This is a genomic window from Thermatribacter velox, from assembly GCF_038396615.1.
Taxonomy (GTDB): domain Bacteria; phylum Atribacterota; class Atribacteria; order Atribacterales; family Thermatribacteraceae; genus Thermatribacter; species Thermatribacter velox.
Genome location: NZ_CP121689.1, coordinates 740308 through 762819, shown reverse-complemented (window position 1 = coordinate 762819; position 22512 = coordinate 740308). Strand labels below are relative to the sequence as shown.

The following is a 22512-nucleotide window of genomic DNA, read 5'->3' as shown; positions in this document are numbered from 1 at the left end:
GAACCCCCTAAAGGATTGGCAAGTACTTTTCAATTTCGTAGGGATGAACAATGGTTCGATATTCGTCCCATTCTATGATTTTGCTCTGAATGAGATAATTAAAAACATGCTCTCCAAGCGCCTTTCTAAGCAACTCGCTTTCTGAAGCATAGTCAATTGCTTCTTTCAGATTGCCGGGTAAAGAGTCGATTCCCAGGGCTTTCCTTTCTTCGGGTGTCATATGATACACGTCACGCTCAATGGGCTCTGGAAGTTCATAGTTACCTTCAATTCCCGCCATACCTGCAGCAAGCATTGCCGAAAAAGCAAGATAAGGATTACAGGCAGGGTCCGGATTTCTTACCTCAATACGAGTGGCCTGTTCTCTCCCTGGTTTATACATGGGCACTCGTACCAAGGCAGAACGGTTACGTCTGGCCCAACAAATATAAACAGGAGCTTCATACCCGGGTACCAATCGTTTGTAGGAATTAACCCATTGGTTGGTAACCAAAGCAATTTCTTTAGCATGACGCAAAATGCCGGCAATGTACTTTTTGGCGATATCCGACAAAAAATAAGGATCTTGAGCATCAAAGAAGGCATTTTTACCATCTTTAAAAAGCGATTGATGGGTGTGCATACCGGAACCGTTCTCTCCAAACAAGGGTTTGGGCATAAAAGTAGCGTATACCCCATACAATTGAGCAATTTCCTTGACAACAATACGATAGGTCATAACCTGGTCTGCCATGGTCAAAGCGTCAGCATAACGCAAGTCGATTTCATGCTGCGAAGGAGCTACCTCGTGATGGCTGTATTCTACCCTGATCCCCATTTCTTCAAGAGTTCTTATGGTATCCCTTCGCAAATCGGAAGCAGCATCAAGGGTAGTCAAATCAAAATACCCACCCTTATCCAGGGGAATAGGCTCTTTTTCACTTTTGAAATAGAAAAACTCCAGCTCTGGACCCACATAAAAGACAAAACCCTTTCTGGCAAGCTCCTGCAAGTTCTTCTTAAGGAACCTTCAGGGCAAAAGCTGAAAAGTTGAAAGGCCTGGCATGGCTATCATGTCACTTTCATCAATGCGGGCAAAGCCTTTAATCGAGGAGCCATCAAACCCCATTCCTTCATTTAGGGCATTTTCCAGCTCCTCGATAGGTATAGCGAAGCTCTTTAGATTACCCAAAACGTCTGTAAACCACAATCTTATAAACTTCACCCGGTTTTCCTTGCAAAATTCCCAAACCTCTTCCTTAGTTTTAAAGTTGCACGACACCTTGGATTTTACCTGCCTCTCAACAAACAAAAAGGCGTTTTACTCCGTTTTTGAAGTAAAACGCCTTTTTGTTTTTCTATGGCAGTCCACTATTGGGTTGTCTTACCTAACGGACTAATGAGGAACAACTTAAATTGACTTTTAAAATTTTCTCTATTTTCCTTTTCGATCTCGACCTAAGCCAACCCAAATATCCCCTTACTTTAAATATTTTTAAGATGAATCTGTCGTTTTTATCTCCACGCCGTGAAAAAACAATTCTATAACCAACCACGAAGTTTCATTGCTTCAACCACACGTTCAACAGCCACAACATAAGCAGCCTGCCGCATATTTATGTTGTATTTTTTGGATGCATTTAGTACTGAATGATAAGCGAGAGTCATTTTCTTCTCTAAACGTTCGTGGACTTCCTTTTCGTCCCAGTAGTACATATAAAAGTTTTGCACCATCTCAAAATATGAAACTGTTACTCCGCCAGCGTTGCACAAGAAATCAGGTATCACGTGAACACCATTTTTATACAGAATTTCATCCGCTTCTGGTGTAGTTGGCCCATTCGCCAATTCAGCGACAATCTTAGCTTTAATGTTCGGAGCGTTCTTATCTGTAATAACATTTTCTAACGCTGCAGGAATAAGTATATCCACTTCAAGCTCCAAAAGATCTTCATTAGAAATGGCCTTAGTATTTGGGAAATTAATCACCGACCCTGTTTTAGCTTTATGTTCATTAACTGCATCTGGGTCAAGTCCTTCCTTCGCGAATATGCCCCCTTTGCTATCACTAACAGCAACTATTTTGCAACCTAAAAGAGATTTTGCCAAACATGCTGCATAATATCCTGCATTTCCATAACCTTGTATGGCAACCGTAGCCTTCTCAAGGTCTACACCACATTCTCTGGCAGCTTCACGGATTGCATAGATTCCTCCCCGTGCTGTTGCATCATTACGTCCAGCAGAACCCCCAAGACTGAGTGGCTTACCAGTGATAACGCCAAACTGATTCTTGCCTGCAATTTTTGAATACTCATCCATCATCCAGGCCATTATTTGAGGATTGGTATAAACATCAGGCGCTGGAACGTCTTTATCTGGACCGACGAACTGATATATCGCTCGTATATATGCACGACTTAAGCGTTCTAATTCGCCCTGAGACATCTCCTTTGGATTACAAATAACTCCACCTTTTGCTCCTCCCAGAGGCAAGTCCAAGAGGGCACACTTCCATGTCATCCAAGCCGCCAATGCCCGCACAGTATCGATTGTTTCATCAGGATGAAATCGAATTCCTCCCTTTGTTGGCCCTTTTGCATCATTGTACTGCACCCTGAATCCTTGAAATACTTTGATAGAACCATCATCCATACGAACCGGCAGTGATACGTGAAGCTCTCGCATTGGAACTCGAAGCAACGCATGTGCGTTAGAATCTAACTTTAGAATCTCTGCGCATTTATCCAATTGCTTTTGTGCAATTTCAAATGGGTTAAGCTTTGTCATTTTCCTTACCTCCTACGAATAATTTATGGTTTATGACATAAAGTTAAACAAAGACAAAAACTCCTTTTAAGTTTTAGAGCTTCAAGAAGAGTCCGTCTCCCGTCCCTAAGATCCTATCGCTCAATTTGCCTACTAAGTTACTGTCAAACAGGAGATCGAAGCATTAAGTTTACTGTAGGTTATCTTTGTCAACCTCCTTCATCGAGTGTCTTATAAAACAAAAGGCGTTCCCCAACTATTGTGGGGAACGCCTTTGTTCCCAAAACACCACCTTTGGTGTCGGGAGAATTCTAACATAAATCCAACCATTAAACAACCTCTGACCCCAAAAAGTTGTGAGTCCCCTTGCAAAACCACAACCCGTTCAAGCCCCAATTTGGAATGACACCACAAACTCTGATTTCTTACTTTGCAAAAATCCCGAGTCATCAAAAAGAAGGAACAAAAAACACAAAGTTACGTTAAAATTAATAAAACTAAGTACTAAAAAGGAGACTGCACCCGAAACTAAAACCATGGCAAAAAAGCGAATTCGCAAAATCCTGGTGCCCCTAAAAGACCTCGAAGAAAACTCGGTGCTTCCCTATTCCATTATTGATCAGAAGGGAAGAGTCCTCGTCAAAGCTGGAAGCCGGTTAACCAGATCAGTTTTGCAATCTCTGTATGAGTTGAATCGTTCCTTCGTAATTGCGGAAGTCATGGAAGAAGAGTCTGTGGTCGCCAAAGAAGATGTTCCTCTGCAACTCAAACAAGAAACACTTGAAGATCTCCAGAGTACCCTTGAAGACCTGGCTCAGGGTAAAACAGTAAGTCTGGACGCGCTCGAAAAAGATACCAAAAACCTGATCCAGGCAGTGGAGCTTAACCCAGGATTGGTTGTACCAATCATTCAGCTCAAAAAGTATGACGATTTCGCCTTTACTCACTCTCTTAACGTGGCCGTCATATCGCTCTTCATCGGTAAATTCTTAAATCTTTCCAGGCAGGAACTCCTTATCTTAGGTCTGGGAGCGCTGTTACATGACCTGGGCAAGCTGAAAATACCCGTTGAGATACTGCATAAACCCAAAAAACTCGACGAAAAAGAACTCTCAGTAGTTAAAAGGCACCCCATTGACGCCAAAAAGATTCTCGAAGAACAAACCAGCTTGAATAGCAGCAAGTCACAACTAATTGCACTCCAGCACCATGAAAAAATAGACGGGAGCGGTTACCCCCTTGGTCTTGGTAGCAAGGAAACCGACTTTCTTTCCCAAATAACTACCGTAGCGGACATTTACGAAGCATTGACTTCTGACCGACCCTATCGAAAAGGATTACCTATTGGCGAAGTCGTGGAGTATCTCATGGGTAATGCGGGCTATAAGTTAAACATGGAAGTGGTGGAAACATTTATACGCCACATCTCCCCCTATCAGGTAGGAGATTTGGTAAAGCTTTCTGATGGAAGAGAAGCAATAGTTTCAGAGCTCAACCCCGTCTTGCCTTTCCGACCAAAAGTACGAATAAAAGTCGAAGATGAACAAGGAAAACCCCAGCTTGCTGAAGAAGTGGATCTTGCCAGAATTACTACCTTAACCATTACCGAAGAACTCCTCTCCAAAAGCAAAATCAGACTCAAGGATTGAATAACCAGTGTCTCAACCGCTCCTTCAGAGTCAAATAACACTGTTCGCGGTTCTCTTTTGAAAGGTAGATTGTCAGAGGTTGTTTCTCAAAAATCAAGTTTTTCTCAACCCAAGTAAGGATTGGGAAACGCGAAGTTGCCAAAACCAGTTGTGGAGAATCCCAGAGCGCAAGAATAAGCTCTCGAAAAGAGATAGAAAAAAGCTCCATCTTTCCCACCTCATCGACCAGGCAGGGCTTACCTTCTTTTAGCGCTTTCTCAAGAACAGGAAGGGCTACGCGCTCAAAGCTTTCCAAATCAACGCGGTAGCGCCCCACGTAAAACCGGGAAGACAAATCCTGAGAAGCGAGAGTTCCTTTTTCCCCGGCCAACGTCTCCACAGAAAAGCCTATCCTTCTTCCACCCCTTCTCACCTCTTCAGTAAAAAAACCTGTAAAGACCCCTGGAAAAGTACTGCTAATCCTTTTTACCAAAGTAGTTTTGCCACTTCCCGGCTTTCCCAAAACAAGGATCTTATTCAAAGTTTTATCCCTCGCTTTTAGCTTCACAACTAGAAAACCACCTCCTTAGTATTTTCCACCAACTCCCTTCATGAAGCAATTCTTGAAAACCAGAACGCAAAAAGCCAAAGTTGACTTTTTACAAATATTCCGTTAATTTTTTGGCAAATGGGAACCTTCATAAAATTTCTGGGAACTGCTGGAGCAAGAATAGTGGTTTCTAAGCAAATCCGGGCTTCGGGTGGCATATGGTTCCAGCACGATAAGCTTGCTTTCTTTATAGACCCTGGACCAGGAGCGTTGGTCAAAGCCCTGACCAGTAAACCTAAGCTTGAACCATGGAAGCTTTCAGCAATACTCCTTTCACACCGTCACATAGACCATGCGAACGACCTGAATATCATGGTCGAATCAATGACCGAGGGTAACACGAAGAAAAGAGGCATGGTTTTCCTTCCCAAAGACGCTCTCGAGGAAGAAAAAGTGCTTTTTAGCTATTTGACTCCCATGCTTCAGGAAATTGTGCTACTTGAAGAGGGAAAAGAATATAGCATCGGGAACTTACGTTTTGCCACCCCCTGTCGGCACTGGCACCCGGTAGAAACTTACGGATTTAAATTCTACCTCAAGGATAACCTTACGGTTTCTTTTATTACAGATACTCTATACAATCCAAAACTTCAGGAGGCATATCAAAAAAGCGACCTACTGATCATCAACATGGTAAGAACTAAACCAGACAACGCAAATGCAGTAATGCACCTCAATGCTGATGATGTAGAAAAACTTGTTAAGGCCATTAAACCCAAAATGGCCGTTATCACTCACTTCGGTATGCAGGTAATCCTTAATAAACCCTGGAAGATAGCAGAAGAAATAAGCCAGAAGACTGGTATCCAGGTCGTTGCAGCACGAGATGGAATGCAACTCGACCTCGAAAGCATTTTCAAAAATTCTGTGCAACACACTACATGACTACATAGGTGCTTTTCAGTAGCGGGTTAGCGAAAGATAAAAACGGGTCAAAAGCGTGGTCAGGAAAGGCAAAAGAGCAGCAATGATTAAAACTCCCAGTATAACTCCAGCTATAGGCACAAAGCTAAAAACCCAACCCAAAAGCAAACCAACCAAAGCGAAAAATAATAAACCCACGAAAAAAGCGAAACATTCACCCAGGTGTTCGAGCACCAAATGAAAACTGGCCTGCAAAGCAGAAAAGGGATCTCGGCCATCAATAATTACCTCTGGTAAAACAAAAAGCAGCAAAAAAGCAAAGAAAAGACCCGGAAAAATAAAAAACACTGAGAAAAAGCCTACCACAAAACTGATAATTAAAGCGGTAATCAAAATTTCCAGAAAGCGATCACCAATCATTCTGAAAGCTCTCCATAAATCGACAATCGAACGATAACTATAATCCCAGGCAGCAATCATAATTAGAGCAGCCACCAATATAGATAACACGCTGCCAAGCAAAAACAGGCCAAAACCAAGTCCCAAGCGATATAATCCGAAAAACCACCAACCCACGCTACCTCTTGCCGCGACAAGACTTGCCGCCACAAAAGGCAGGGCCGGCAACAAAGAAACTATCCATAAAGTAGGATTCTTGGCAACAAAGCGTGCACTTCTTTTGGTCTCCGTCCAGAAATCAAAGTTCAACATGTCTGTTTCTCCATCAAGTTGTGATATACTTAATATACCCGTTTAAAAAAATGTTGGCAAGTCTCTCTCATAAAGGGATATGCATAATTATTATATGGTTGTCTCGCCAACCTTTACACAAAAAAAAGCCTTGCTGAGCACTGCACTTTGGTTGAGCAAATTCCTCTCCCCAGTACGTACCCTAATAATCAAACAACCCGCAAAAATAGATGATTTTGAAGCAGGCCAAATTTGCATGAACTTTACGATAAGAGACCTCTTTAAAAAGCGTCTCCTTTTTCTTTCCGAAAAACACTCCTTCACAGGTGGGGCGATACAAACCATAAAGGAAAGATTTCCTGACCTCCCACTAAAACTCCTTTTGCTCGACGTCCATTTTGATGTGTTCAACCTCCCCAAAAAAGAAAGACCCGAAATCCACGAAGGAAACTTCCTAATTCACCTATTGAAACATGACATACTAAAAGAAGAAGAAATATTTCTGGTCTCGGTAGATTCGTCTATCAATTTCGAATTACCCTCTGGATACTACTACTTATCCTGGGACATAGATTACGGGCTCTCGCATTTTGCGAGATACCCCTCTTTCAAGAAGCAGAGTTTAGAAAAAACTAAACTCCAGCTTGAAGCCCTCTTTAGAGAACTTATGAAAAGAGATAAAATGATTGTTGCAATGGACATAGTGGAATTAGACCATCGGAAAGTCACCACACCTTTACAGGTGGCCCTTGTGATGAGTTCCTTTGTTGACTACCTTTTCTTTTCTTACCACTAAAAGGAGGCCAACGTTGAAAAAGTTAATTCATCTCATCTGGCTTTCGGTGCCCTTCCTCACTGCGTTCTTTTTATGGTCTGCTTCAGCTCTTGATTTGCTGGACCAGGCTCAAATCATGCTTGAAGAAGGGCGTACCCGGGAAGCTATCGACATGCTGGAAAAAATGCTTAATGTTGAAGAACCAGAAGAGTTAGCTCAGGTAGTGGAAACACTTTACAACCTGTACCTCCAAGAAGGAGAAGACAAAAAGGCTGTTGAAGTATTAAAAATGTACATTGAAAAGTTTCCTGAAGCCTACCAGTCCTATCTCTTTCTTTACTGGATAGCAAAAACCGAAGAAGAAAGTCACAATTTTGATCAAGCATTGTCACTGCTGAAAGAAATAGCTCTGAACTTTCCCGAAGGCCTGCCTGATCCTTACCGGATAAGGGAACAGGCCTGGGAAGACTTTGCTTACATACTTCACCATGTCCAGAAACGTTACCAGGAGGCTCTGGGAGTGTATCAAAATATCCTTTCGCACTTCCCTGAGAACGAGAGGAAGCTTGCGATAATGAACGAAATGGCAAATTGTTACGAAAAATTGGGGGCAAGAGAAAGGGCTCTTGCCATTTACCAAGAAATACTGTGCCAAGCAACAGACCCTTTTTACCGCAAATTAGCCACACTCAAAATAAAATATCTTAATAGTGAACCAAACTGGAGCAGAAAAACTCTTACCCTTCTATACAAAGAAATTGAAGCCGCTTTCTTATCAGGCAATGTTTCAAGTCTGGAAAAGCTTGCCCGAAAAGGAGATTTCTGGGTAGGACAAATTTTCAGTGAATTTGAAGTAATGGAGTTTGAATCGCTGAAGCCCTACTTTGAAGAAAAACTGAAGGTGGCAAAAAATATTGAGATAGAAAAACCAGCTTCCACCAACGGTTTTTATACTATGCAAATCAGCAACTGGCCCGACTCAGAATACAACATACTGTACCTTTTAATTGCCCAAGAAAATTACGGCTGGGAATGGAAGGGCATCATTCTATCCAACCAGGAATTAGAGAAAGAGGCTCCTCAATGGTGGTCAGGCATTAATTTCTACTTTTAAACTTCTAAATCACAAAGTGAGGTGGCTTAAGCTGGAAAGAAAGACATTCCACAAAAGAGAAACTCGGGAAACCAATATTGAACTTGAGCTGAATCTGGAAGGAAGCGGAAGCTCGGAAATTCACATGGAAATTCCTTTCTTCCCTCACCTCTTAAAAACCCTGGTTTTTTATGCCGGATGGGACCTGGTTTTAAAAGCCAAGGGTGATCTTGAAGTGGACCAACACCATACTGTTGAAGATACAGGGATTGTTCTGGGAGAGGCATTTCTCAAATGCCTTGGTGAAAAAAAGAGCATAAAACGTTTTGCTTTTTCGATGGTTCCCATGGACGAGGCTCTGGCGATGAGCGTTGTAGATTTGGGTGGCAGACCTTTTTTGTACCTGGAAACACCAAATTTGGGAGAAAGAGTCGGAGAATTCGAAATACCCCTGATAGAAGAATTCTTGAGAGCATTCACTAATAATGCAAAAATCACGGTTCATGCTAAAATATGGTGGGGTAAAAACGCGCATCACTGTTTGGAAGCTCTGTTTAAGTCTTTAGGACAAGCTTTGGGAGAAGCTTCGAAAATAGCGAATAAACAGGAAATACCTTCAACAAAAGGAATTCTATAGGAGAGAGGTAAGTCATGATAGCAATTATCGATTACGGTATCGGAAACTTGTTTAGTGTTTCCAAAGCCTTGAACAGGTTGGGACAGGAAACCCAAATCACCTGTGAACCCGAAACAGTTGAAAAAGCGAGTGCAATTGTCTTACCAGGAGTTGGTTCCTTTGGAGAAGCTATGGAAAACCTGCAAAAGAAAGAGCTTATCGATGTCATATTAAAAAACGCAGACGAAGGTAAGCCTATCTTGGGGATTTGCCTGGGAATGCAAATTCTCTTTGAAAGAAGCCAGGAATCTCCTCACGCAAAAGGTCTCTCCCTAATCCAGGGGGAAGTACGCAAGTTGCCCCCCACCAATAAAATTCCCCACATAGGGTGGAACCGCATATATTTCAAAAAAAAGACAGAGCTTACAGAAGATATTCCCCAGGGTAGATTTTTTTACTTTGCTCACTCCTATTATGTGTTGCCAGCCGACGACCAGCCAATAATAGGAATATGTAATTACAACCTGGTTATTCCGGCGATTATTAACCAGGACAACATATGGGGAGTTCAATTTCACCCTGAGAAAAGTTCAACCTGGGGCATGAAGTTTCTCGAAAACTGGGTAAGGTGTATGTTGAAGTGATTTTAATACCAGCCATCGATATCATAAACGAGAAAGTAGTTCGCCTCAAACAGGGAAATTACAGTCAGAAAACGATTTTTAGCGACTCTCCCCTCCAGATTGCTCAGCAGTGGGAAGCAGAGGGTGCTCCACTACTTCACGTAGTAGATCTTGAAGGAGCAAAAGAGGGACAACCTAAAAACAAGAAAATAATTGCTGAAATAATTAAACAAGTTCAAATCCCAGTCCAGGTGGGAGGAGGAATCAGAGACTACCAAACCTTTAAATTTTATTTAGAAGTAGGTGCCTCAAGAATTGTTTTGGGAAGCATAATACACGATGATCCTCAACTGCTTGAAAAGCTGGTTGAGGAAAACCCAGAAACACTGGTGGTGAGTCTTGACGTTACCAATAACGGAAGTCTGGCCATTCACGGCTGGCAAAAAAGTGCTCCTCTAAGTGCTTCTCTAATTGCCAAAGCACTGAAACGGAAAGGTGTTCAAAATTTCATTTTCACTGACATTACTCGAGACGGCACCTTAAAAGGCATACGGAAGGAAGTTATTACTAAGTTTGTGAAAGAAAGTGGAGTACATCCTCTCATAGCTGGAGGAATAACCTCTTTGGAAGATATAAGAATACTGAAATCAATGGATCATCAGGTAAAGGGTGCAATTCTTGGTAAGGCTCTTTACACCGGTAAGATCAAATATAGCGAAGCGTTAAAAATTATACAGGGGGAATGAAAAATTGCTCGCCAAAAGGATAATTCCCTGCCTTGATGTAAAAGACGGAAGGGTAGTAAAAGGCGTTCACTTTGAAAACATAAAAGACGTTGGTGATCCAGTAGAACTTGCCAAAAGATATGAAGAAGAAGGAGCAGATGAGCTGGTTTTCCTGGACATCACAGCATCATACGAGAAAAGAGAAACCATGGTCCACGTGGCCGAAAAGGTAGCCGAAGTATTGACTATCCCCTTTACTGTAGGAGGAGGTATAAGCACTGTAGAGCATGTTAGTAACTTGCTAAAAGCAGGTGCAGATAAAATATCTATCAACACAGCGGCAGTGTTACGGCCTGAACTTATAAGTGAACTTGCAGAAAAGTTTGGAAGCCAATGTGTGGTGGTAGCCATAGATGTGAAAAGGACCTGGGACCGAATTACTCGCAAAAGCTACTGGGAGGTCTTCATCAATGGTGGCCGCACTCCAACTGGCAAAGACGCTTTAATGTGGGCTTCGCAAGTAGAAAAACTGGGAGCAGGGGAAATACTGCTAACCAGCATGGATACCGATGGCACGCAATCTGGCTACGACATAAGCCTTACTCGCAAAATTTCTGAAAAAGTCAAAATTCCAGTTATTGCTTCAGGAGGCGCTGGAAAGCTGGAACACCTCTCGGCTGTTCTGCGGGAAGGTCAGGCCGATGCTGCATTGGTAGCCTCGATTTTTCATTTTCGACGCTTCACCATCCCTGAAGCCAAGATATTTCTCCAAAAACGCGGAATACCGGTGAGGATTGAAGATTAATGCAAGAATTGATCGAATTTCTCAAATTTGACGAAAAAGGGCTTATTCCAGCCATTATCCAGGACGTAAAAAGCGGTAAAGTCTTAATGATGGCTTACATGAACCAGGAGGCTCTTTCAAAAACCTTAGAAACAGGAAAAACCTGGTTCTACAGTCGAAGCCGTCAAAAACTATGGAACAAAGGAGAAACCAGTGGCCATTATCAGTTCGTCAGAGGCATTTACGTAGACTGTGATAACGATTGTCTCTTAATCCAGGTGGAACAGCAAGGAGTAGCCTGTCATACGGGTTTTCCATCATGCTTTCACCGTCCGATTAATGATTGGAAAAAAGTTGGAAACCCATCTTCGGAACTACCTCCTTATTCTCTGTCCGCTTTTCTCTCTGAACTTTTCGAGGTAATCAAAAGTAGAAAAACGCAAGCACCAGACAACTCCTACACAGCAAAACTCTTTAAAGAAGGAAAGGAAAAAATTCTTCGCAAAGTATCCGAAGAAACTACTGAAGTCATTCTTGCCTCGCTAAAAAATCAGAATTCCGCGGAAAACAAAAAGCACCTTTGTTGGGAAGTAGCCGATCTCCTGTATCATGTTATGGTTCTTCTCTGTGAAGAAGAAATCGAATGGGATGATGTACTTTTAGAGCTTCAAAGAAGAAGGTCGAATAAGAAAAAGGTTGCCAGTGTCAATGCCGAAACTCTTGATAAGAAACAAAGTCTGTGATAATATTTATGATGCTCGTGGGTCCATAGCTCAGCGGTAGAGCAGCCGGCTCATAACCGGTCGGTCCCTGGTTCGAATCCGGGTGGACCCACCATGGTTCAGGGGAGGCATGAATGGAACCACTTTTTAAAGTAGTAGCTTTCTTGGAAGAACTCTTTCCTCCAGAATTTTCCCTCGAAAACGACCCCATAGGTTTACTTGTTAAACCAGTCCCTTTATCCCAACCCATAGAAAAAGCACTGGTAGCTCTGGAGCTGAGTCCTTCCTTAGTTCAGACAGTCGTGAAAGAAGGATATGGCCTACTCTATCTCCATCATCCTCCAATCTGGAATCCAATTAAAATGCTTGACGCTGAAAATCCTCACGTCTCGATGTTACTCAAGCTTTATCAAAATGGAGTAACCGTATTGAGCCACCACACCAACTTGGATTGTGCTCCAGGGGGGATAGCCGATCAGTGGGTAGAACTTCTCGAGCTGCGAGGAAAGAAGAAACCCCTTTTCCCCAGCAAAACGAACAAACAGTACCTTAAGATAACCACCTTTGTACCTCAAGAACACCTTGATAGAGTAGCCAAAGCGGCTTTCCAGGCTGGAGCCGGTATAATTGGTAATTACAGCGAGTGCAGTTTCTACACAGAAGGCACTGGCACTTTTACCCCCCAAAAAGGTGCCAATCCCTTTATAGGTAAAGCGGGTAATCATGAAAAAGTGCGTGAACTGCGTTTCGAAGTGAGGGTTGAGGAAAACTTGCTCACAGAAGTGCTGCATGCTATATTCGTAGCTCATCCTTACGAGGAGCCAGCTGTCGATGTTTATCCCCTCCTCCCCTTTGCCAGGCCTGATACAGGTTTAGGAAGGCTTATAGAGCTTGAGAATCCAGTCTCGCTTAAAGTCATAAGCATGAAAATAGAACGCCTCATTAACGAGAAGGTCCTGGTCCAAAAACCCTATTCAAAAAAATGTGAAAATATTGCTAAAATAGCCATACTGCCAGGAAGCGGAAAGTCGCTCCTAAACAGCCTTCACAGTGAAAAGGTGGACCTTTTCATAAGCGGAGACCTTTCTCACCACGATATAGAAGAGCTTAAAATCAAAAACATAAGCTTTATTCAGCTTCCTCATGGCCGGGGCGAAAGGATTGCTATGCAGTCGGTGACCAATTTGATTCGAAAGCAAGCTATGGAAAAAGGATTAAAAGTAACTTTTGAAAGCGAGAACCGTTATCACGATGAATAAAGCAAACATGAATAACGTCGAAAAACTCTCTCTGTTAAGAAAGCTTGACTCTTCAATCAAGCAAGTAGAGAAAAAGATTAAACGCAAAGATCAGGAATTAAAGAGCTTGCAGCAAGAGCTTTCAAATCTCAAATCTCAAGTTGAACATAAGCAAAAAAACCTTGAAAAAGAAAAAATAGAGCTTCACCGCTGGGAACTGGAATTAAAGGAAACTGAAGAAAAACTTAAGTCTACCAGGGAAAAGCTGTACAGTGGAGAAATAACTTCTGCTAAAGAACTAACTCAATGGGAAAAATCCATGGAAAAGCTGGAAAAACAACAGTCTGAGCTGGAAGAAGAAACTCTTCAAAGAATGGAAAAAATCGAAGTACTACAAAAAGAATTTCAGAAAGAAAAAAAACTCCTTTCAGAAAAAAGTTCCGAAATCGAAGCAGCACTGGAAAAGCTGGAAAAAGAAATTGCCCACTTAAGAAGCGAAGAAGAATCTCTTTCTTCTGAGAGACAGAAAATCCTTGACCTTCTCCCCAAAGAAATCCTGTCAAGCTATCAGGAAATAATTTCCAGCTCCGTTGAACCAGTAATCGTCGAGCTGAACCAGGGTATATGCGAGGGTTGCAACCTGCAAGTACCAACCATAGTCGCCAAACAGGTTCGCAAAAAAGAAATAGTACGGTGCCCCAACTGTGGAAGACTTCTTCTACCTAAACCCTAAAGACAAAGAAGTATTTGCCTTCACGGATGGTGCATCAAAAGGCAATCCCGGCGAAAGTTCCTATGCTTTTTGCATTTGTAATCCGCAGGGGAAAATCATTTTTGAAGAAGCTGGTTATCTGGGTCGTTCTACAAACAACGCTGCCGAATACTGGGGCTTAATAAAACTCCTCGAAAGGGCAAAGGCCTTAAAGCTTTCTCGCATAACGGTCTTCTCGGATAGCTTACTCCTGGTACAGCAAATTCAGGGAAAATACAGAGTAAGCTCACCTAATCTAAAACCCCTTTACCAGAAAGCACAACGACTCATCGCATGTTTCGACAGTTTCAAAATATTTCACATACCACGGGAACAAAATAAACACACGGATTCGCTTGCCTCGGGAATAATTGCAAATAAAATAAAGTTACCACAAGTGGGGAGGTAAACCGGGCAACCGCGGGAGGAAAAACCCTCCTGAGGAAAGTCCGAGCTCCATAGAGCAGGGTACTGGGTAACGCCCAGTGGGGGTAACCCCAGGAAAGTGCCACAGAGAACATACCGCCTCCACCTGGAGGCAAGGGTGAAAAGGTGGGGTAAGAGCCCACCGGACGTCGGGTGACCGGCGTGCCTGGCAAACCCTACCCGGAGCAAGGCCAAATAGGAAGGGATGAGGCTGCTCGCTGACCTTCGGGTTGGCCGCTTGAGGAAGCGGGTAACCGCTTCCCCAGATAGATGGTTGCCATTCCTTCCCTAAGGGGAAGGAATACAGAACTCGGCTTACAGGTTTACCTTCCCATTCCTTGTTATTTACTCTCTCCTGCGGATAGCAGAATGCAAAGCGATAGAAACAACAATAATGAGACCGTAAATAAGCTGCGTCCAGAACCCCGTCATACCCATTGCAATAATTCCTGCTTCCAGCATCCCAATAACCACAGCTCCAATAAAAGTGCCAAAAACTGTACCTATTCCGCCCTCCACAGGCGTTCCCCCTAAAAACACAGCAGCGATGGTTTTTAAGAGGTAACCCTGCCCAAGAGTAGGCCAGAAATAGAGAACTTCCAAGCTGGCCAAGATACCGGCAAAAGCCGAGAAAAGACCCATTTGAGTAAAGACAATAAGCTTGACTCTCTCTACATTAACACCCATGACCCGGGCGCTATGGGGATTATCTCCAACAAAATATATATGCGCTCCCAATCTGTGACGATTCAAAACAAACCAAATAATCACGCCGATTATTACTGCCCACAAGGTTTGCATAGGAAATTTTCCCCCTACTCTGCCTACCAAAAGGTTGAAAAGAAAACTCCCTTTAGTAGGAACCAGAGTTTTGCCCAGTCCACCACTTAGAACCTGTGTAAGACCTGCCCAGAAAAACTGAGTACCAATGGTAGTAACCAGAGAGGGTAGTCCCAGCCCCACTATCAAAAGACCATTCAGAGCACCTGCTCCTAAACCCACCAGAAGAGATACCAGCAAGGCAATAATAAAGCTTTGAGAAGCATGAAAAACCATGGTAAAAACAAATCCGCAAAAGCCCATGATGGCGGGAAAAGAAAGATCCATCTCTCCACTGATGACTACCAGGGTCAAAGCAAGTGCCATAATCGCTGAAAAAGGCAGCGTAGACATAAAAGCAAGATAAATCTTTGAAGAGAGAAAAGTTTGAGGGCTGCCAATAATGAACAAAATTAGCACAGCAGCCAGGACAGCTCCTGCCCCCAATTGAGAACGATGCTCGTAAGTAAAGCTTCTATTCTTTCCTCTCGCCTCAAGCTGACGAGAAGTAGATTTTGCCATGCTCTTCCCCCCCAATCTATTATCAATCAGGAAATTACCTCGCTTAAAAGAAATGGCTCCCAAAAATGGGAGCCATTTCTTTTAAGCACTTACTAAGGCATCAAATGCTGTAAGTCATTACCCTCGGTTCTCTCAGGAGGATGGTCCTCAGTTATATCACCATTAAGTTTGCCGGTTTTTGCAACCAGGTAAAGGCGATTGACCAGTTCTTCAAGAGAGATGTCTTTCTTGAGAAATTCTCCTACTACTCTTCCCCGGTCCAGAATCACAATTCTATCTGCCACCGGGTAAACGTGGTAGATGTTGTGAGTGATGAAAATGGCTGATTTTCCTTGTTCCTTAATCTGCTGTACAAAGCCCAGCACTTTCTGGGTTTCAGAAAGAGAGAGACCAGTGGTGGGCTCATCCAGAATGATGAGATCGGCTTTGAAATAGAGGGCTCGAGCTATAGCCACACCCTGTTTTTCTCCTCCTGAAAGGGTACCAACTACCGAGTCCACACTCAACGCTGCAGAGGTAAATCCCATGTACTGACGCATAATGCGCTCAGTTTCTTCTTTTTCTTTTTTAATATCCACTACGCCAAGCTGGTTAACGATTTCTCTGCCCATGAAGATGTTTCTCCACAGGGTATGTTGTTCACAAAGAGCTCTTTCTTGAAATACGGTCTCAATTCCCAGATCTCGAGCTTTGGCTACTGAATAATTCTCCAGCTTCTGGCCCTTCCAGTAGATCTCTCCTGAATCCGGCCTGTGGACTCCAGTAAGAATTTTTATGAGGGTTGACTTACCAGCTCCGTTGTCACCAAGAAGTCCTACTATTTCATTGTAGCCCACGTGGAAGTTCACGTTACGTAAAACCTCCACGTGGCCAAAAGACTTGCAAATATTTACCATGGAAACCAGGTGAGAATTCTCAGCCAATTAACGGATTCCCTCCTCCACTAAAGGTGCAATTTCTTCAACGTTACCAGCATGAATTAAACCCGAACCGGTATCAATATGCAAACCTGAGAATTTATATTTTATACTCATGCAGAGCTGCAAAACAGGGAGATATCCTTGCAAGAACTGTTGTTGATCCAGAACCAAATCTGTATATCCACCGCGGATAGCCTCCAAAGTGGCTGGCGAAAGATCAAACCCAGCACCAACCACATCATCAGGTCCTAAGCCTGCCGCCCGGAAGAAAGTTTCCATGGTGGCAGTAAGAGCTCCGTGATCAGTCACTACCAGTTTTACGTCAGGATGCGAAGATACATAACCAGTGAACACGGGAACACCCAGCGGAGCTTCAGCATTTACTTCAGGAGAAATTTCAAGATAATCAACAACCAGTCCTTTCTCCTTCAACGCATCGATAACTCCCTTAGTCCGCAAACCTCGAGTAGGCTGCGAAAGTAATCCCCAAACCATAGCTCGATCTCCCTCTTTAAGACCAAACATTTCTACAGCACTTTTACCAAGCATATAACCAGATTCGTAAAGCTCTTGACCAACATAACCAAAACCGCGAGCCTTATACTTAGCTTCAGCCTTGGGAAGCGTGGTGTTCTGAGAAGTCACGATAATACCTTGTTCAAAGGCCTGGTCGATCAGGGGATCCAATGCATCGTCACCTGGGTGACCCATGATAGCTATACCATCTGGTTTAGAGGCAATAGCTTCTTTAAACTGATTCACCATCTTTTCGGGATCCCAATCGGAAAACACATACTCAACAGTACAACCCAGATCTTCCTCGGCTGCTTTGGCACCACGATACACAACACTTGCAAAAGGACCACCCGGAGGTCCACCACAGAAGAAACGAATTCTTATCCCTTCGAAGCGCTTTCCCTCTGCAAAAGCAGGGCTTCCTACCAACACTAAAAAGGTAACCAACAGCAGAATTCCTACTCCCAGAAGAATAACTTTTTTCATTATCTAAACCCTCCTTTCAAACTTTAACCAACTCTCAATCGAACACCAACAGACAACTCAACACCAAAACACGCTCAACATGCAGACATTGACTGTTTACCACCTTCGAAGAAATCCATCACCTCCCTTTAAACCTCAATGGGATACTTTCCCACTTTCTTAGCAGTCTCCAGAAAGGCAAAGAAATTCTCAAGTGGGGTATCCAGCTGTACATGGTGGGTAGGCGCTATGATAAAGCCCCCTCCTGGGGCCACTGTTCTCAGCCTCTCTACTACTTCGTTCCTTACCTCATCTGGAGTACCAAAAGGAAGCGTGTACTGCTCATCAATGGTTCCCCAAAAAGCAAGCCTTTTACCATATCTCCTTTTAAGATGCGCAGGGTCCATAGCCCGGGGCTGTACTGGATTGAGTACATCTATCCCAATTTCTACCAGTTCATCAATTATGGGATAAATGTTGCCGTCGCTGTGATAAGCAATTTTGAGGTTTGGATTGAGCTTCTTTAATTCCTGGCAAAGGGTTGCCATGCGAGGCTTCAGGTATTTACGCCACAGTTCTGGAGAGATCATCATTCCCTTTTGCGTACCCACATCATCTCCCAACCAGATGCCATCCACGCCTTCTTCAACCAGTTTCTTAGCCGCTACAAGGTGAAAATGGAACGGAATATCAAGGACCGCATTAGCTTTTTCTTCATCCAAAACCATGTCCATGAGTAATTTATCCATGCCCCTCAAATACCAAGCTCCTTCAAAGATAGTGCATACTGTTACTCCTAAAATGAAATACTCTTTACCAAATCTTTCCCTTATGCTGCGGAGGGGTATATAAAGTTCTTCTCGCCAGGGGTCAGGAGGCACATAGTGTCTAATTGCTGAATCTTCAGCAAGGGGATGCTCGACAATCTCTGTGTAATGACCACGTCCAAATGGTGTATCATAGGGAACACGCTTCCAGCGAATTCCCCACTCACAAACGTATTCCTCTTCATCACTTAAATAGTAAGAATTAGCTATTCCTACCGCATACTGAATGATGTCAAGCTCGAGAATTCCTTCCAGAAAATGCTCTTCTCCCCCATGGGGATTCACAGTAGAAGAAGGTTGCAATCCCAAGTATTGTTCCAACCGCAAAGCAAACTCGGGAGTAAAGCTGGCCTGAATAGGTACTCGGTCAGGTTCCTGATGAGAAAGAGCAATCAATACTCGTTCTTTGGGAAGCAAACTCATAACCTCCATTTACTAGCCTAAAGCCTCAAAAGAGGGAAATAATAAACACTCCCTGTTCCACAAAACAAGCTTAGAAAGTAACTTCTCAAAATCTTCCAGAGCAAAACCTTTCACGCTTTCCGGAAAAAGGGGAACTACTGGTAAATTGATTACCTCCACATCCAGAGAAAAATCCTCGGCAAGACATAGAGCCAAAAAAACAACTCCCAAAAACCCTTGCAAATATGGAAATTGATAAAGAGAACAGTTAATCAGATTTGCTTCCAGGAACGGTTTCCACTCTTCAGAAAGGTCATTACCGATGACCACCACTTCCTTCCTGGGTTTTACCTGTTGCAGAGCTCTACCAACTCCATAGTTACCAAAAGCAGTACTCATAAAAACACCAGCAATGCCTTCCTCATCAACCAGGTATTTACCAGTCACTTCAAAAGCTTCTTCCTCGTCTTTTACCTCAACCACCCAGGAAGCATCGTAGGGTAAGTTATTTTCATTAATGAAATCGGTGAGACCCTGCCATCTCATAACATGAGAAGGAGCCTGCTTATTAGTGGTTACAGTGCAAATTCTGCCCTTCCTGCTACCCAGAAATAACCCAAAAAGTTTCCCTGCCATTCTTCCTGCAACATAGTAATCCTGACCAACATAGAAAAGCCTTTTGCTGAAAGGAGCATCCACGTTAAAGGTAGCAACTTTGATTCCCCTTATATGGAAAGCATTTATAAAATAATCGAGTTTAGTGAGATCCGAAGGCACTATCAGCAAGGCATCAAACTTTTGTTTTTCCAAAAGATTTTCCAGAATCAGATTCTGTTCAGATAGGTTGTGGCCTTTGGTACGATATACTTCGAATTCCATACCCAATTCTTTCAAAAAAGTAATTGCATCAAAGACCCCATTCTCTACAGCACTCCAAAAATAAGCATCCTGAGGGAAAAGAACAACCATCTTCTTGTCCAGCTTACGGTTATAAGACAGCGCTCTGGGGGCAAGGTACCCCAACTCCTTTGCTTTCTCGATAATCTTTTTGCGCAAATCTTTACTGATTCTTCCCTTTCCATTGAGGGCTCTGCTAACCGTAGCCAGAGAAATTCCCAGTTCAACAGCTATATCCTTGAGAGTGACTCTTTTAGACATCCGGCAAAATCCTTTTTTCAGGATTACTTTCGACAAAAATTTTTACTTTTAATCAGTGTAAGAAAACTTTGCACTAAAGTCAACCAGCTAAACTATAAATTTTGCGCATTCAATTAGTAGCAACTTTCCAAAAGCATCAAGGATCATCAATTTTTTGGGAATAGCTTTCCACTGCCTCTAAACAGACATTTCAGATATAATTTACATAACTTGACCCATGTGCGGCGAAAAAACTGATATGCAACATCAAAGTAAACTAAAAACAAAAAAAAGAATTTTAACACTACTCTCAGATCTGAGCTTACTCAGTGTGAGCGCCATATGGGGCGTAACCTTCGTGATGATGAAAAATTTACTTGCTAATTTTCACGTTGCCGAAATACTTTTTGGAAGATTCCTTGTCGCAGCTCTTTTCACACTTCTTCTGTTTTCGAAGTTAAAGTTTGAGTTCAAAAGCTTTCAAAGAGGGCTCTTGCCAGGCATTTTTCTCTTCGCCGGCTACTCTTTTCAGTCCTGGGGATTGGTTTTCACTACTCCTGCCCGGTCTGGATTTATAACGGGTCTCAGTGTTATTCTGGTGCCTTTTATATCCTGGATAATACTAAAAAGCAAACCCTCGCTTCACGTTTACTTTGGAGTAGCCCTTTCAACTCTGGGACTATTTTTAATTCTCACTCCTCAAGAGCTGGCCACCAACCAGAGCGAACCCTGGTTGCGAGGAGATATCTTAACTCTGCTTGGAGCATCCGCTTACGCTTTACAAATAGTATTGGTCGAAAAATTTGCCAGTAAAGCAAACGGTTTTTCCATGGCGTTTGGGGAATTCAGCATCGTGACTGTCTTAAGTCTGGGCATCTTATTCAACACAACCACCGGCAGTATTACCACAATATTTCTCGCGCAACCACTTGCGGTCATATTTTTGGGAATAGTTGCTACAGCAATGGCTTTTATTGTTCAAAAGATAGCTCAGAAGCATACACCCTCAACTCACGTGGCGCTTATTTTCGCTTCTGAGCCAGTATTTGCCGCTCTTTTTGCAAGTCTTCTCTGGGGAGAAAGGTTCACACCCCGCACTATAGCGGGGTGTGTATTAATACTGGGGGGCATTCTGAGTTGTGAGATGTCCAGAACATTTATTCACCGCTTTCAATGTCTTCAACCTTCAGGTCAAACTCAAGCCCTTCAGCATAAAGGAGGTCTATAATTTTTTGCAACAACGCCTGCTCTTCTCCTTTGCTCAACAGCTGCCCTCTTCGCTTGAAATTGGTCAAAATCAACCTCATATTCCTTCCTCCTAAATACGAAGTTTCTGCAAGGCTCTATCAATGCGATCCATAGCTTCCGCAATGTTCTCAAGGGAATTGGAATAAGAAATCCTCAAATACCCTTCGCCAAAATCTCCAAAACAGGTGCCCGGAAGAAGAGCCACTCCAGCCTCTTCAAGTAGATACTGCGACATCTCCTTAGAGCTTAAGCCAAAACTACGAATATTTGGGAAAAAGTAAAATGCACCTTCAGGCCTAACAAAGCTCAAACCCTTAATATCCTGCAAACGTTCTATCAAGAAGTCTCTTCTCTGCTTAAATTCGGAAACCATAGCCTTTACTGCTTCGTCACCACGAAGCAGAGCCTCCACTCCCGCCATTTGTGTAAAGGTACAGGTGCAGGAGTAAGAATTAGTAGCCAGCAAGGTTAGATACTCCGCCCATTCCTTGGGTAAAACAGCATATCCCAATCTCCAGCCAGTCATTGCAAAGCTTTTGGAAAAGGCATCAAGCACTACGGTTCGCTCTCGCATTCCAGGAAATTCCAGAATGCTAACATGCCTTCTGCCATAAACAATCTCACTGTAGACTTCATCAGTAAAAACCAACAGATCCTCTTCTTGTGCAATTCGGGCTATAGCTCCCATTTCCTCTTCGGTTAACACAGAACCAGTAGGATTATGAGGAGAATTTAAAACAATCATTTTTGTGCGGCCAGTAATCAATTTTCTCATTTCATCGGGGTTAACCCTAAACCCGTCTTCTTCCCTTAGCTTAAGGGGAACTGCTTTGGCACCGACAAAATCGATTATCGAACGATAAGCTGGAAAACCCGGGTCTGGATAAATAACCTCGTCCCCTTCCTCAAGAAGCATCAAAAAACTCAAGAAAATCACTGGTTTTGCACCTGGCATAATAACAACTTCTTCAGGTGTTACTTCAATATTTCTGGTCCTCTTCATATACTCACATACCGCTTTTCTTAAATCTGCTATACCTGCTGAAGGTACGTAATACGTGTGCCCCTCCTGTATGGCCTGAATAGCTGTTTGCTTAACATTGTAAGGAGTATCAAAGTCTGGTTGCCCAATTTCCAGGTGAATTATTTTTTTGCCCTGTTTCTCCAGTTCGGTAACCTGAGCCAGGACTTCAAACGCTCCTTCTCCGCGAAGCTGAAAAACTCTATTAGCTATAAAAGCTTTAAGATTGCTTCCCTTTTTAATTTTTTCGATAACCTTCATTGTTATCACCTCTGCCTGTTGGTAATACTTTAATGCATTACATCTGCTTTTTGCAATATTTTTTCACTAAAAGAAACAAAA

The 22512-nt window shown here is 42.9% G+C and carries 22 protein-coding genes, 1 tRNA gene, 1 other RNA gene and 1 pseudogene; 15 read left to right on the top strand and 10 right to left on the bottom strand.

Features of this window, described 5'->3' with window-relative positions:
* Nucleotides 1-7 precede the first annotated feature (7 nt).
* Both QBE54_RS03800 and QBE54_RS03795 read right to left on the bottom strand, forming a co-directional pair.
* Nucleotides 8-1261 (bottom strand): annotated as a pseudogene (locus tag QBE54_RS03800) (glutamine synthetase family protein).
* 260 nt (nt 1262-1521) lie between these two features.
* A complete protein-coding gene (locus QBE54_RS03795) occupies nt 1522-2769 on the bottom strand; it encodes a Glu/Leu/Phe/Val dehydrogenase (RefSeq protein WP_369019023.1) in 1248 nt (415 codons plus the stop codon).
* 515 nt (nt 2770-3284) lie between these two features.
* Here QBE54_RS03795 and QBE54_RS03790 point away from each other — a divergent pair.
* Entirely contained in the window at nt 3285-4397 is a 1113-nt protein-coding gene (locus QBE54_RS03790) for an HD-GYP domain-containing protein (RefSeq protein WP_369019022.1), read from the top strand.
* Here QBE54_RS03790 and QBE54_RS03785 read toward each other — a convergent pair.
* Nucleotides 4387-4917 carry a nucleoside-triphosphatase gene (locus QBE54_RS03785; protein WP_369019021.1) on the bottom strand — a complete coding sequence of 177 codons (531 nt, stop codon included), beginning with the start codon at nt 4915-4917 and terminating at the stop codon, nt 4387-4389. The two genes, QBE54_RS03790 and QBE54_RS03785, sit on opposite strands and share 11 nt — an antisense overlap.
* A 147-nt stretch (nt 4918-5064) precedes the next feature.
* Between QBE54_RS03785 and QBE54_RS03780 the strand changes: the two genes are divergently transcribed.
* Nucleotides 5065-5871 carry an MBL fold metallo-hydrolase gene (locus QBE54_RS03780; RefSeq protein WP_369019020.1) on the top strand — a complete coding sequence of 269 codons (807 nt, stop codon included), beginning with the start codon at nt 5065-5067 and terminating at the stop codon, nt 5869-5871.
* Nucleotides 5872-5886: 15 nt separating this feature from the next.
* Here QBE54_RS03780 and QBE54_RS03775 read toward each other — a convergent pair whose 3' ends face one another.
* Entirely contained in the window at nt 5887-6561 is a 675-nt protein-coding gene (locus QBE54_RS03775) for a hypothetical protein (protein ID WP_369019019.1), read from the bottom strand.
* A gap of 235 nt (nt 6562-6796) precedes the next feature.
* On the opposite strand from QBE54_RS03775, the gene QBE54_RS03770 reads away from it, so the two are divergent.
* The 12 genes from QBE54_RS03770 (at nt 6797) to rnpB (ending at nt 14627) form a co-directional block, all read left to right on the top strand.
* Nucleotides 6797-7336: a hypothetical protein gene (locus tag QBE54_RS03770; protein WP_369019018.1), complete on the top strand. Its 540-nt coding sequence runs from the start codon at nt 6797-6799 to the stop codon at nt 7334-7336.
* Nucleotides 7337-7349: 13 nt separating this feature from the next.
* On the top strand, nt 7350-8429 hold the full coding sequence (locus tag QBE54_RS03765; RefSeq protein ID WP_369019017.1) for a tetratricopeptide repeat protein: 1080 nt from the start codon (nt 7350-7352) through the stop codon (nt 8427-8429).
* Between the two features lie 16 nt (nt 8430-8445).
* Nucleotides 8446-9045, top strand: coding sequence for an imidazoleglycerol-phosphate dehydratase HisB (hisB, locus tag QBE54_RS03760; RefSeq protein ID WP_369019016.1), 600 nt, complete (start codon nt 8446-8448; stop codon nt 9043-9045).
* A gap of 14 nt (nt 9046-9059) precedes the next feature.
* Nucleotides 9060-9668 carry an imidazole glycerol phosphate synthase subunit HisH gene (gene hisH / locus QBE54_RS03755; protein WP_369019015.1) on the top strand — a complete coding sequence of 203 codons (609 nt, stop codon included), beginning with the start codon at nt 9060-9062 and terminating at the stop codon, nt 9666-9668.
* Entirely contained in the window at nt 9665-10393 is a 729-nt protein-coding gene (gene hisA, locus QBE54_RS03750; RefSeq protein WP_369019014.1) for a 1-(5-phosphoribosyl)-5-[(5-phosphoribosylamino)methylideneamino]imidazole-4-carboxamide isomerase, read from the top strand. Before hisH ends, hisA begins: the two co-directional genes overlap by 4 nt.
* Before the next feature lie 4 nt (nt 10394-10397).
* On the top strand, nt 10398-11177 hold the full coding sequence (hisF, locus tag QBE54_RS03745; protein ID WP_369019013.1) for an imidazole glycerol phosphate synthase subunit HisF: 780 nt from the start codon (nt 10398-10400) through the stop codon (nt 11175-11177).
* Nucleotides 11177-11899, top strand: a complete 723-nt coding sequence (hisIE, locus tag QBE54_RS03740) for a bifunctional phosphoribosyl-AMP cyclohydrolase/phosphoribosyl-ATP diphosphatase HisIE (RefSeq protein WP_369019012.1) — start codon at nt 11177-11179, stop codon at nt 11897-11899. The genes hisF and hisIE overlap by 1 nt, the downstream gene beginning before the upstream one ends.
* Nucleotides 11900-11918: 19 nt before the next feature.
* Nucleotides 11919-11993, top strand: a tRNA-Ile gene (locus QBE54_RS03735).
* Between the two features lie 19 nt (nt 11994-12012).
* Nucleotides 12013-13137 (top strand): Nif3-like dinuclear metal center hexameric protein, encoded by a 1125-nt coding sequence (locus QBE54_RS03730; protein ID WP_369019011.1) that lies wholly within the window; start codon nt 12013-12015, stop codon nt 13135-13137.
* A complete protein-coding gene (locus tag QBE54_RS03725) occupies nt 13130-13849 on the top strand; it encodes a zinc ribbon domain-containing protein (protein ID WP_369019010.1) in 720 nt (239 codons plus the stop codon). The genes QBE54_RS03730 and QBE54_RS03725 overlap by 8 nt, the downstream gene beginning before the upstream one ends.
* Nucleotides 13821-14276: a ribonuclease HI family protein gene (locus tag QBE54_RS03720; protein WP_369019009.1), complete on the top strand. Its 456-nt coding sequence runs from the start codon at nt 13821-13823 to the stop codon at nt 14274-14276. The genes QBE54_RS03725 and QBE54_RS03720 overlap by 29 nt, the downstream gene beginning before the upstream one ends.
* Nucleotides 14270-14627, top strand: an RNA gene (rnpB, locus tag QBE54_RS03715) — RNase P RNA component class A. The genes QBE54_RS03720 and rnpB overlap by 7 nt, the downstream gene beginning before the upstream one ends.
* An 11-nt stretch (nt 14628-14638) precedes the next feature.
* Here rnpB and QBE54_RS03710 read toward each other — a convergent pair.
* From QBE54_RS03710 to QBE54_RS03690, 5 genes are all read right to left on the bottom strand, one after another.
* A complete protein-coding gene (locus tag QBE54_RS03710) occupies nt 14639-15634 on the bottom strand; it encodes an ABC transporter permease (protein ID WP_369019008.1) in 996 nt (331 codons plus the stop codon).
* A gap of 92 nt (nt 15635-15726) precedes the next feature.
* Complete coding sequence (locus QBE54_RS03705; RefSeq protein WP_369019007.1) at nt 15727-16557, bottom strand: ATP-binding cassette domain-containing protein; 831 nt, start codon at nt 16555-16557, stop codon at nt 15727-15729.
* A complete protein-coding gene (locus QBE54_RS03700; protein ID WP_369019006.1) occupies nt 16558-17556 on the bottom strand; it encodes a substrate-binding domain-containing protein in 999 nt (332 codons plus the stop codon).
* Nucleotides 17557-17684: 128 nt separating this feature from the next.
* Entirely contained in the window at nt 17685-18779 is a 1095-nt protein-coding gene (locus QBE54_RS03695; RefSeq protein ID WP_369019005.1) for a uroporphyrinogen decarboxylase family protein, read from the bottom strand.
* An 18-nt stretch (nt 18780-18797) separates the two neighbouring features.
* Nucleotides 18798-19922 (bottom strand): substrate-binding domain-containing protein, encoded by a 1125-nt coding sequence (locus QBE54_RS03690; RefSeq protein ID WP_369019004.1) that lies wholly within the window; start codon nt 19920-19922, stop codon nt 18798-18800.
* 310 nt (nt 19923-20232) lie between these two features.
* Between QBE54_RS03690 and QBE54_RS03685 the strand changes: the two genes are divergently transcribed.
* A complete protein-coding gene (locus tag QBE54_RS03685; protein ID WP_369019003.1) occupies nt 20233-21129 on the top strand; it encodes a DMT family transporter in 897 nt (298 codons plus the stop codon).
* Nucleotides 21130-21219: 90 nt separating this feature from the next.
* Here the strand turns inward: QBE54_RS03685 and QBE54_RS03680 are convergent, their stop codons facing one another.
* The gene (locus QBE54_RS03680) at nt 21220-22431 is read right to left on the bottom strand and encodes a pyridoxal phosphate-dependent aminotransferase (protein WP_369019002.1); all 1212 of its coding nucleotides are present in this window, start codon (nt 22429-22431) and stop codon (nt 21220-21222) included.
* Nucleotides 22432-22512: the final 81 nt, after the last annotated feature.

What these genes read in the sequence shown, in the direction of transcription:
- QBE54_RS03795 (WP_369019023.1), bottom strand. Translation starts at nt 2,769, where the DNA reads ATGACAAAGCTTAACCCATTTGAAATTGCACAAAAGCAATTGGATAAA.
- QBE54_RS03790 (WP_369019022.1), top strand. Translation starts at nt 3,285, where the DNA reads ATGGCAAAAAAGCGAATTCGCAAAATCCTGGTGCCCCTAAAAGACCTC.
- QBE54_RS03780 (WP_369019020.1), top strand. Translation starts at nt 5,065, where the DNA reads ATGGGAACCTTCATAAAATTTCTGGGAACTGCTGGAGCAAGAATAGTG.
- QBE54_RS03775 (WP_369019019.1), bottom strand. Translation starts at nt 6,561, where the DNA reads ATGTTGAACTTTGATTTCTGGACGGAGACCAAAAGAAGTGCACGCTTT.
- QBE54_RS03770 (WP_369019018.1), top strand. Translation starts at nt 6,797, where the DNA reads ATGAACTTTACGATAAGAGACCTCTTTAAAAAGCGTCTCCTTTTTCTT.
- hisH (WP_369019015.1), top strand. Translation starts at nt 9,060, where the DNA reads ATGATAGCAATTATCGATTACGGTATCGGAAACTTGTTTAGTGTTTCC.
- hisIE (WP_369019012.1), top strand. Translation starts at nt 11,177, where the DNA reads ATGCAAGAATTGATCGAATTTCTCAAATTTGACGAAAAAGGGCTTATT.
- QBE54_RS03730 (WP_369019011.1), top strand. Translation starts at nt 12,013, where the DNA reads ATGGAACCACTTTTTAAAGTAGTAGCTTTCTTGGAAGAACTCTTTCCT.
- QBE54_RS03725 (WP_369019010.1), top strand. Translation starts at nt 13,130, where the DNA reads ATGAATAAAGCAAACATGAATAACGTCGAAAAACTCTCTCTGTTAAGA.
- QBE54_RS03710 (WP_369019008.1), bottom strand. Translation starts at nt 15,634, where the DNA reads ATGGCAAAATCTACTTCTCGTCAGCTTGAGGCGAGAGGAAAGAATAGA.
- QBE54_RS03700 (WP_369019006.1), bottom strand. Translation starts at nt 17,556, where the DNA reads ATGAAAAAAGTTATTCTTCTGGGAGTAGGAATTCTGCTGTTGGTTACC.
- QBE54_RS03690 (WP_369019004.1), bottom strand. Translation starts at nt 19,922, where the DNA reads ATGTCTAAAAGAGTCACTCTCAAGGATATAGCTGTTGAACTGGGAATT.
- QBE54_RS03680 (WP_369019002.1), bottom strand. Translation starts at nt 22,431, where the DNA reads ATGAAGGTTATCGAAAAAATTAAAAAGGGAAGCAATCTTAAAGCTTTT.